General features: G+C 40.3%; 8 protein-coding genes. 4 read left to right on the top strand and 4 right to left on the bottom strand.

The window, feature by feature from the left end; translation table 11 throughout:
- Window positions 1-10: 10 nt before the first annotated feature.
- From QZ576_RS13945 to QZ576_RS13960, 4 genes are all read right to left on the bottom strand, one after another.
- A complete protein-coding gene (locus tag QZ576_RS13945) occupies window positions 11-1,171 on the bottom strand; it encodes a cytochrome c3 family protein (RefSeq protein WP_297098195.1) in 1,161 nt (386 codons plus the stop codon).
- Between the two features lie 190 nt (window positions 1,172-1,361).
- The gene (locus QZ576_RS13950) at window positions 1,362-2,492 is read right to left on the bottom strand and encodes an AI-2E family transporter (RefSeq protein ID WP_297098196.1); all 1,131 of its coding nucleotides are present in this window, start codon (window positions 2,490-2,492) and stop codon (window positions 1,362-1,364) included.
- Window positions 2,493-2,545: 53 nt separating this feature from the next.
- Window positions 2,546-4,096: a hypothetical protein gene (locus QZ576_RS13955; RefSeq protein ID WP_297098198.1), complete on the bottom strand. Its 1,551-nt coding sequence runs from the start codon at window positions 4,094-4,096 to the stop codon at window positions 2,546-2,548.
- A gap of 2 nt (window positions 4,097-4,098) precedes the next feature.
- Window positions 4,099-5,445: an oligosaccharide flippase family protein gene (locus QZ576_RS13960; protein ID WP_297098199.1), complete on the bottom strand. Its 1,347-nt coding sequence runs from the start codon at window positions 5,443-5,445 to the stop codon at window positions 4,099-4,101.
- A 138-nt stretch (window positions 5,446-5,583) separates the two neighbouring features.
- Between QZ576_RS13960 and QZ576_RS13965 the strand changes: the two genes are divergently transcribed.
- The 4 genes from QZ576_RS13965 to QZ576_RS13980 all read left to right on the top strand — a co-directional run.
- The gene (locus QZ576_RS13965; protein WP_297098201.1) at window positions 5,584-6,288 is read left to right on the top strand and encodes a hypothetical protein; all 705 of its coding nucleotides are present in this window, start codon (window positions 5,584-5,586) and stop codon (window positions 6,286-6,288) included.
- A gap of 171 nt (window positions 6,289-6,459) precedes the next feature.
- Window positions 6,460-7,230 (top strand): Bax inhibitor-1/YccA family protein, encoded by a 771-nt coding sequence (locus QZ576_RS13970; RefSeq protein WP_297098204.1) that lies wholly within the window; start codon window positions 6,460-6,462, stop codon window positions 7,228-7,230.
- A 117-nt stretch (window positions 7,231-7,347) separates the two neighbouring features.
- Window positions 7,348-8,511, top strand: a complete 1,164-nt coding sequence (locus tag QZ576_RS13975) for a GNAT family N-acetyltransferase (protein WP_297098206.1) — start codon at window positions 7,348-7,350, stop codon at window positions 8,509-8,511.
- A gap of 50 nt (window positions 8,512-8,561) precedes the next feature.
- A partial coding sequence (locus QZ576_RS13980; RefSeq protein WP_297098208.1) for a GNAT family N-acetyltransferase occupies window positions 8,562-9,676 on the top strand: 1,115 nt, incomplete at its 3' end.

Below are 9,676 nucleotides of genomic sequence, written 5' to 3' on the forward strand. Positions count from 1 at the left end.
ACTTGAAAAATTAATAGTGGCAGCGCATACAATCATTGGCGCCAATATCAACTGCTTTTACCGAGTCGATCGCACCGGATTTCATCTCTTCGTGCAATTTCACGTAATGTTCGTAATAGCCATTATTGCCAAAATCCACTTCGGTATCGCGGTGGCAGTTAACGCACCAGCCCATCGACAGGTCGCTGTGTTGCTCCATAATATCCATTTCTTCAACCGGACCGTGACATTGCATACAGTCGAGTTTTCCGGAGCCAACGTGCACCGCATGACTAAAATAAACATGATCAGGCAGGTTGTGAATCCGTTTCCATTCGATTGAATGACCATTTTCTGCGGCATCAACTACTTTGGCAATCTCAAATTTGCCGCTGTTTGTTCCTTCGCGAATCAGAATGTGGCAGTTCATACAAAGGTTTGTGGCAGGAATCCCCGCCGATTTACTTTGTTCTACCGTTGTATGGCAATACATACAATCGATTCCGTTTTCGCCGACATGAACTTTATGCGAAAATTTTATGGGTTGATCGGGCGCATAATTTTCCTGGCGGCCCAATTTAATAGCATCGGTAACAATCATTTTTACCTGCCAGCCAAAAGCGCCAAGCAATATTATCAGAGGAATGAATTTCAGTTTAATTTTTCGGATGAAGATCAACTCAACAACTGCCCAGGTGATTAACAATCCTAAAAACAGGAACAGAATGAGGTTGTAGTGCGTTGGTTTTGCCGGAGGAACCCCGGTGTGCGCCAAATTGTCGAGATAAATTTTTACTGTTTGCAGATCTTCTTCTGAAATATCGAAATTAACATGCGAAGCTTCCATTTTTACACCAACCGGATTCATTACCGAGGCTTGAAACGATTCAAAATCCTTGTCTACGAATTTTACTGCAATATCCATTGCCGAAGGATTCCAGTTCAGCGTGTCGACCCGGTTCAAATTATGACAGGAAACACACGACGAATACTCACGATCGAAGGGCAATAAACCTTTGAAAAAACGTTCGCCGCGTTTTACATCTTCGTGCGAATGTCCATCGGTTACAACTGATTCGGAAGAATCGGCATACAAATTAGTGGATAGCAAAATACAGGTAACAAAAGCGAACAGGGATATGAAAATTTGCGTTTTTTTCATGAAACCTCCCCAAAAGAAGTGTTCTCTCATTCTGTTAAGTTTAGTATTAAAATAAAGGCCTTTTTATCTAGACTTAACCTATTAACAATAAAAAGACCTTAAGGTTCTAAAAGAATTAGATTTTTTACGTTAAATAGCTGAGAATGTTTGGGAAATGCGATTGGTTACATTTATGGAAAATGATTTTTCCATTTCTAATATCGATAAGGTGCGGGATTTTTCAGCCTTTCGATTTCTCTTTTTCGAGGTGTTCGGTAAGCTTTTTCACCAGTTTCATGTTCTCGAAAAATTCGGCTGCAATTACCCTAAGAATCGTGTAAACAGGAATAGCCAGGATCATTCCGATAATTCCGGCCATACTTCCGGCGGCCATAATTACAAGGAAAATTTCGAGCGGGTGTGCTTTTACGCTGCTGGAATAAATAAGTGGCTGAAAAAGAACATTGTCGATTACCTGAACGGAAAGAAAAACTACGGTCATCCATCCTAAAGTTGGCAAAACTTCGTTCATAAAATCGAGATTAATATGTAAAGCTGCCCCAATTAGTAAGCCGAGTGCTGCACCCATCCACGGGCCGAGATAGGGAATAACGTTGAACATTCCGCAGAACAAACCGATTACAACCGCGTGGTTAAACTCGATGCCAACAATGGTGAGGCCAATGGTATCGAGCAGCATTACCATAAAAACTTCGAAAAGTAAGCCGATAAAATAGCGTCGTAATAAGTAAGAAATGGAATCGAGAATATGGGCAACTTTTTCTTCCAAATGGGTAGGCACCAGTAGTATGATGAAAGTGCGGAACATCGTTTCTTCTTTCAAAAAGAAAAAGGTGATAAACGAAACGGAAAAGAAACCGATTAGCAGCTCACCAACTGTTCCGGCAACCAGCCCAAACCAATTCGATACCTGCGAAAAATCAATTTCAGCGCCCAGGCTTTCTGTTACAATATCCATAAAGTTTTTCGATTCGATGCTCACCGTGTCTTTGCCAAAAAAGTGAATGAGATTCAGCAAAGGATCTTCAATGGAATCGAGAACGAGGGTGAAATCAATTTGCGAAAGGGTTTCTACTTCGCTGAGCAAGAGTGGAATAATGAACCTGAAAAAAGAAATAAAAACGATCCATAAACTGACGAGCGTTGCAAAAGCAGCCAGCCCTTTGGGGATTTTAAAACGTTTGTATTTTATTTTTGTCAGCCAGCGGGTGAGTGGGCGGCCAATAAACGATAGCACCACCGAAATAAGAATGTAGGTGACAATGGCACTAAAATACCACAACAGAAAAATGATAAAAAGAAGTCCGACAATAAAAAGTGTATTGCGTGTCCAGCCTTTAAGTTGAATCATTTTTGATCGTTTTTAACAAATATAACCAAATTTAGGATGAACGAAATAGTTTGTCATTTAGATTGAGAAGCCAGAAAATGCAAATACCATTGAACGATGTACGCATTAAACGAATGTGGTTTAAGCGGATGTTTCATTTTTATGTTTTGCCGCAATTGATCGGTTATTTCGCGGTAAAAAATTCCGTCGTTCATGGGGTAATACAAGGTTTTTAAGTGATGTGGTGCTGCTTTAATAATCCCGTTTTTTAGCCTCTGGAGTTTTGAGTTTTCCTGATCTGCAATTTGCTTTAAATCAAAATCAACTCCGTGTTTTTTGAAAAAATGATCTTCGAGCGTTTGGTTGTAAAGTTGCTCACGGTTTTTGTTTCGGGCATTTATACCGGCAAAAAACTGAGGGCTTTCTTTATCAAACAGTGGCATTAAAACATCAACTCCGAAAAAGGAATAAACCTGGTTGGAGTTGCTGATAAACTTACACTGCCGCTCCTGTAAATCCCAAAATTCGTAGGCTTCAGCCGGAGAGATATTTTTCTGTTTTAAAAGATTTTCTTCGAGGATTTCCTGCAGGGTTGCTTTAAATTCAGGTTTTGCCGGAAGTGAAGTTCCCAATGTTTTTATCAAGGCAGTTCCCAGTTCCGATACTTCCAGATTGAGGATTGAATTATTAAGGTGGGCGCCTCGTAAAAAATCGCCGGGATGACCGGGCAGCGCCACCGTATTTTCGTCGATGAGCTTTTGTTCTTTCAGCAATTTTATGGAAAAGTAATCCTGCAAATACGGCATCGACGAGTAGTGCCCCGCGTAATTTGCATAGTTGGTAAATGTCGGGTCGCTTTTAAAATTATTAATCAACTCTTCGTTGTACTCAATAAACCGGTACTTAAATCCAAGCTTTTCGGCCACCTTTTGGGCAGTCTGTTTTTCGCTATTATTTTTTCTTCCCCATGTGGCACATAGCACATTTTTGTGACCGAACTCTGCCAGTAGACAAGCCAGTAAACGCGAGTCGTAGCCACGTGTAAGCGGCAGTAATATTTGTTTGTTTTTTATTTGCTTGTAGTACTTTTCAAAAACGGTTCGGAAATGAGTTGCAATATATTTTGTAGTGCGTTCTGCAATTGGTTTTTGTTGAAGTTGAAATGCAAAATCAGAATTTATTTCCTCCGAATTATTTTTGAACCTAATAATTTCGCCAGGTTGAATTTGTGCGATGGTTTTGTGCAGTGTCTGTTGAAAAGGCGTTACGCCAAATTGCAAAAAATAAGAGGATGCAAATGCATCAATTTCTTCGTCAGCCTTTATTTGCTGTAATTTTTCGGGTTGGTCGCTGATGAAAAAATTATCCTTGTCTATTTTATAGAATAACGGAAAACTCCAGGTGTGACAACACGTGCCCCAGGTTTCATTTTCGTTGTTTACAACGATAGAGAATTGTCCGTTCAATCGGGAAATAAAATCTTTAAATTGCCTAAAATTAGCGGTGTGTTTTTGTGTTTGTGCTGCAAAATCCTGTCCATCAAAATATTCTTCGCCCAGCCAGGCAAAGCCGGTAACACTGACATTTTTTTCTGTCGTCCAACTATATTTTTTGAGATACAACATTCTTACAACCAGATTTTAAGCAGTGCAATTGGAATGATCAAAAGTACCATTTTTAAAAAGTAAACTCCCGCCTGTTTCAAATTTACGCCTGCCAAAAACAAGGAGTAAATCGTTAAAAACGCGAAAAATACCACCCCCGACAAACTATACAAAATTAGGGTGGAAACAACATCTTTTAAGATCAATCCTCCAACCAGTAAACTGGCAATGCGGGCAATGAGCAAAAATATGTTGTACCACATCGATACGTTTTGTTTTTCCTTAACGATCAGGATTGCCGAAAGCGGCGAACCCAGCATTACAAAATAAAGCCAGGGCGCAATAAACTGGGCCAGGTAACCAGAGAATGCCCATTCTTCTCCAAAAAATATGATGAAAAGTTGTTGCCCCCAAAAACCAAGTATGGCAAATGGAATGATGCCAAGCAAAACTTGTTTTCGGAAAAGGGAGTAGGTAAGTTCTTTTAATTTGGCAGGTGTTTGTTCGAGCGTTTTTGCATTTTGGATATAAACGCTGGAAATGGAAATGCTTAGCAACTGAACCGGCACACTGATGTAGCGGTGCGAAAAAGAATATAGCCCCAGCATTTTATCGCCAAAAAACGGTTTAAAAAGAAAGACCGGTAGTTGACTGCTTACAAAATTCATCACCTCTGAAAGGATCGAAAATTTCGGAAATTTAATGTAGCGTTGTGCCAGTGCCTTTTCTTCCATATTAAATTTTCCGAGGCGAAACAAACTTGCTTCCTCAACCCGAAACGAGAATACAAAAAAGGTGAAAAGCTGAGCGATTACAGCTCCTAAAAATAACCCGGTTGACGGGAAGAGAAAAAATGAGCATTGCAAAACGCCCGTTAAAATCGCTCTCGTTATTTCTAAAACCGATAGCCGGTTAAACTGCTTTTTGCTGATGTAAATATTCCGGATCAGTTGAATGGCACTAAAAAAGTAAGCGTAAAACGGAACAAGTAACAAATGTATTTTTTCGCTTTCTTCTGGCTGCCAAACCAGGATAGATAAGCCAACTACAGCAAGTGCAATTAAGTTTACGGCAGCATTTATTTTCTGGGCAAAACTCCCGATTAATTTCCGTTCGTTTGAGGTCTCAACCAGGATAATTGCTTTTTCGTATTTGCCGGTGGATATGATGGAAAGCACCGAGGCTATTGTAAGGTAAAGTACAAAATCGCCAAACTGTTCGGGTGCATACAAACGTGCAATTGCCAGCGCGAATAAAAATGGAACAGCACGGGCCAGCACCATTCCGGTAAACAGCGAAGCAATGTTTTTATAAAACTCACTTTGGTTAAACCGGCGGATAATATTTCTGAAATAGCTGGAAAGGCTCATGCACTTAAAACGCGGTGTTTTATTTTATGTAAATATCATAAAAATAATTGCTTTGATTAAGCTTTTTCGCGAAAACAAAGAAATACAGGTGCTTTTTATATTTTTGTTCGTTGAACAGTAAAACGCAAAGTAGCAATAATGGATTTTATTCTCGATAATCACGAAACAGAAAAGAAATTTCAGCAGCTGATAAAAGTGATCCGTCTGCGTCAAAGCGGAGAAGTTGCGACAGCGATGAACGAACGCGGGATTTCCTACAAAATGAATTGGGGAGTTTCCTTGCTCGATTTGCGCGAAATTGCCGAAGCGTACGATGCTGATCATTTGCTGGCGCTAAAACTTTGGAACAAACAGTGGCGCGAAACCATGATTCTGGCTACCTTAATTGATAACCCGGAAGAGGTAACCGAAGAACAGATGGATTTCTGGACAAAAAGTTTCGAGAATATCGAGATTGCCGAACAAGCCTCAACAAATTTGTGGGTGAAAAGCAAATTTGCTTTTGTAAAAGCGCTGGAGTGGTGCCGCGGCAAAAAACACCTGGTGCGTTTTACCGGAGTTCACCTGATTGGGCGATTGGCAATAGCTGACAAAAAAGCTATCGACGAAATGTTCGAGCCTTTTTTCGACGAGCTGATTACACTGGCGAAAGACAAAAAATTGTATACGCCAATCTATCGTTCGGTTGTTGGAATGGGAAGCCGCTCGAAAATGCTGAATGAACAGTGTATTGAGTTGGCAAAAGAGTTTCAGTTGAGCGAATCGGAAAATGCAGTGAAGCTTGGCGAGAGTTTATTTGAAGAGTTAACCAGTGAGTATTTTCAGGAGCAATTTAAGGAATAGCTCACTGGATACTGGATCCTTGATACTCGCAACTTGTGTCTTGCAATTTTGACTAATTAACTTTCTTTAACTGCAAAGCTGTCATGCCGAAACTTCATGGCAGGTTCTTTGTTATCATTGTCACGACTCAGTAAAACAATAAACTGAGCACTGAACGTTTAATTGAATAAAATGATGAATCTATCAAAATCTTCAAATCCTGTTTTAAAAGAAAAAGTTTTTAGCAGAGATTATACAATGCAGTCGGATGTAATGACTGTAAACGGAACCATTAATAAAACAGCATTAATGTTGCTGTTGGTAATTGCCGGTGCAGTATTTACCTGGAATAAGTTTTTTGAAGCTGTTGCCACAAATCCTGAAGCCGGTTTAGCTGCTGTTGGACCGTGGTTGGCAATTGGCGGAATAGGTGGATTTATTACCGTTTTGGTAACGGTATTTCGCCCGCAGAGTTCGGGTATTTCGGCGCCAATTTATGCTATTTTCGAAGGGCTGTTCCTTGGCGGAATCTCAGCCATATTCGAGATGCAATATTCAGGAGTTGTAATGCGTGCCGTAATGCTTACGCTGGCCGTTTTTATGGTGATGCTGTTTTTGTATCGCTCGGGAATTATTAAGGTGACACAAAAATTTATGATGGGCGTTTTTGCTGCTACAGCCGGTATTGCACTGGTATATTTTGTCAGCTTTATTGCCGGAATGTTTGGTGCCGAAATGTCGTTTTTGTACGGCAATTCAAACCTCAGCATCGGAATTAGCCTGGTTGTTGTTGCTGTTGCAGCACTGAACCTAGTACTCGACTTTTCGTTTATCGAGCGGGCTGCAGAGTCTGGCGCTCCAAAATATATGGAATGGTACGGGGCTTTCGGATTAATGGTAACACTAATTTGGTTGTACCTCGAAATCTTGCGTCTGCTGTCAAAACTGGCGAGCCGAGATTAAGATAGCTCAATTCAATTTTAAAAGAGGACTTATTCTGAATGAAAGGGTAAGTCCTTTTTTCATTTTTAACGGCGAAGTATTATTTTCGAATATTGTTCAACCATAAACCAGAAAGGTATGGAGGTTATTCAGGTTACCGGTAAAAACCTGGTTGATGATTTTCATAAAGTACCGGAAATAATTTACAAGAAGGATCGGAATTGGATCCCCCAACTTCGGATGATGGTCGAAAATACTTTTGATCCGGAAAAGAACGGGCGTTTCAAAAAAGGCGATGCACGGCGTTGGGTATTAAAAAACAATGGGAAATTAGTAGGTCGGATTGCCGCCTTTTACGACGATGATTATTCTTCGGGCTACGATCAGCCCACCGGATGTTGTGGTTTTTTTGAGTGTGTAAACGACGAAGAAGCGGCATTTAAACTTTTCGACACTGCACGCGATTGGCTGAAAGAAAAAGGTATGGAAGCCATGGATGGCCCGGTAAATTTCGATGAGAACTTCTTTTTCTGGGGAATGCTAAAAGACGGGTTTAAACCACAAACTTTTGGTATGAACTACAACCCACCGTATTACAACGATTTATTTGCAGCTTACGGTTTTAAAACTTACTACGAGCAATACAGTTACTCGCTTGATATAACAAATCCCGACTTGCCCGATCGGTTCTGGAAAATTGCAGAATGGGTGGCGAAAAAACCGGGTTATTCGTTCGAGCATTTTTCGTTTAAAAATCAAGATAAATGTATTCGTGATTTTCTTGAGATACATGAAAAGGCCTGGGGAAATCATGGCAATTACAAGCCGATTAAATTTCAGTTGTTGAAAGATATGTTGTCGAGTGCAAAAATTATTCTCGATGAGGAATTTATTTGGTACGCCTACCACAACGGAAAGCCCATTGCTTTTTTTATGCAGATACTTGATTTGAACCAGATTCTGCAAAAATTAAAAACCGGCAAACTGAGTTTATGGCAAGGATTAAAACTGCTGTATCTAAAAAAACGAAAAACTATTACTCGTTGTCGGGTAATTGTTTTGGGTGTGGTTCCGGGTTACCAGGGCAAGGGAATTGAATCGGCAATTTTCCATCATCTCAAAAAAGTAATGCTACGAAAAAAGTGGTACGACGATATGGAAATGAGCTGGATCGGAGATTTTAATCCGAAGATGAATGCCATGTTTAAATCGTTTGGCGCCGACCGCACACAAACCCACTGCACAATGCGCTATTTATTCGATCGGGACAAAGAATTTGTACGGGCACCGATTATTGAATAAAATTGGCACAGATTGTATTTTTTAAACTATTATTGCGACAAATTTGACAGATGCAGTTACTAGAGGTCGTTGACAAAAAGACGAAGAAACAATTTCATAAAGTACCACACATCATTTATAAGAATGATCCAAACTGGGCCGCTCCTTTGCAGGGGATGGTTGAGGGAATTTTTGATCCGAAAAAGAACAAAACCTTTCGGAATGGAAAAGCTATTCGTTGGATTTTAGTTGACGATAAAGGGAATTTAATCGGTCGGATTGCTGCATTTATAAATTTCAACCTGGCAAAAACTTACGAGCAACCAACAGGTGGCTGTGGTTTTTTTGAGTGCATCGACGACCAGGAAGCAGCAAATACACTTTTTAAAGCGGCTGCCGATTGGAACAAAGAAAATGGCATGGAAGCCATGGACGGCCCGATAAATTTTGGCGAGAACTACGTAAACTGGGGGTTACTGGTTGATGGTTTTATGCCGCAGGGTTTTGGAATGCCTTACAATCCTAAGTATTACGAAAAGCTGTTTCGCAACTTTGGTTTCGAAGTGTATTTCGAGCAGTATTGTTTCCACCTCGATTACACTGTCCCGTTTCCCGAGCGTTTCTGGAAAATTGCCGGCTGGGTGGCTAAAAAACCGCAATACCAGTTCAAACATTTCGATTTTAAACAAACCGATAAGTTCGTAAAAGATTTTTGTACCATTTACGATGCGGCCTGGTCAGATCATGAACATTACAAACCGCTTGATCCGGACGATCTGTATGATTTTCTTACCGAATCGAAAGCGATTCTTGATCCTGAAATGATCTGGTTTGCGTACGCAGAAGATAAGCCGATTGCTATGTTTGTGATGATTCCGGACATTAATCAGCTATTGATAAAACTTAACGGCAAACTGAATTTACCCGGTATTTTAAAGTTCTTTTATTACAAAAAGAAAAAGGTGATGAATCGCACCAGGATCTTTTTGATGGGGGTTGATCCAAAATACCAGCGTGCCGGTATCGAATCAGGAATTTTCTGGCACCAGGAACAGATAATGAAACAGAAATCGCACAAACATTACACCGAAGTTGAGTTGTCGTGGGCAGGTGATTTCAACCCGAAAATTATTGCAATTTACGAGGCAACAGGCGCTAAAAAGGCCAAAACGCATTACACCATGCG

It is taken from the genome of uncultured Draconibacterium sp., from assembly GCF_913060805.1.
GTDB lineage: Bacteria > Bacteroidota > Bacteroidia > Bacteroidales > Prolixibacteraceae > Draconibacterium.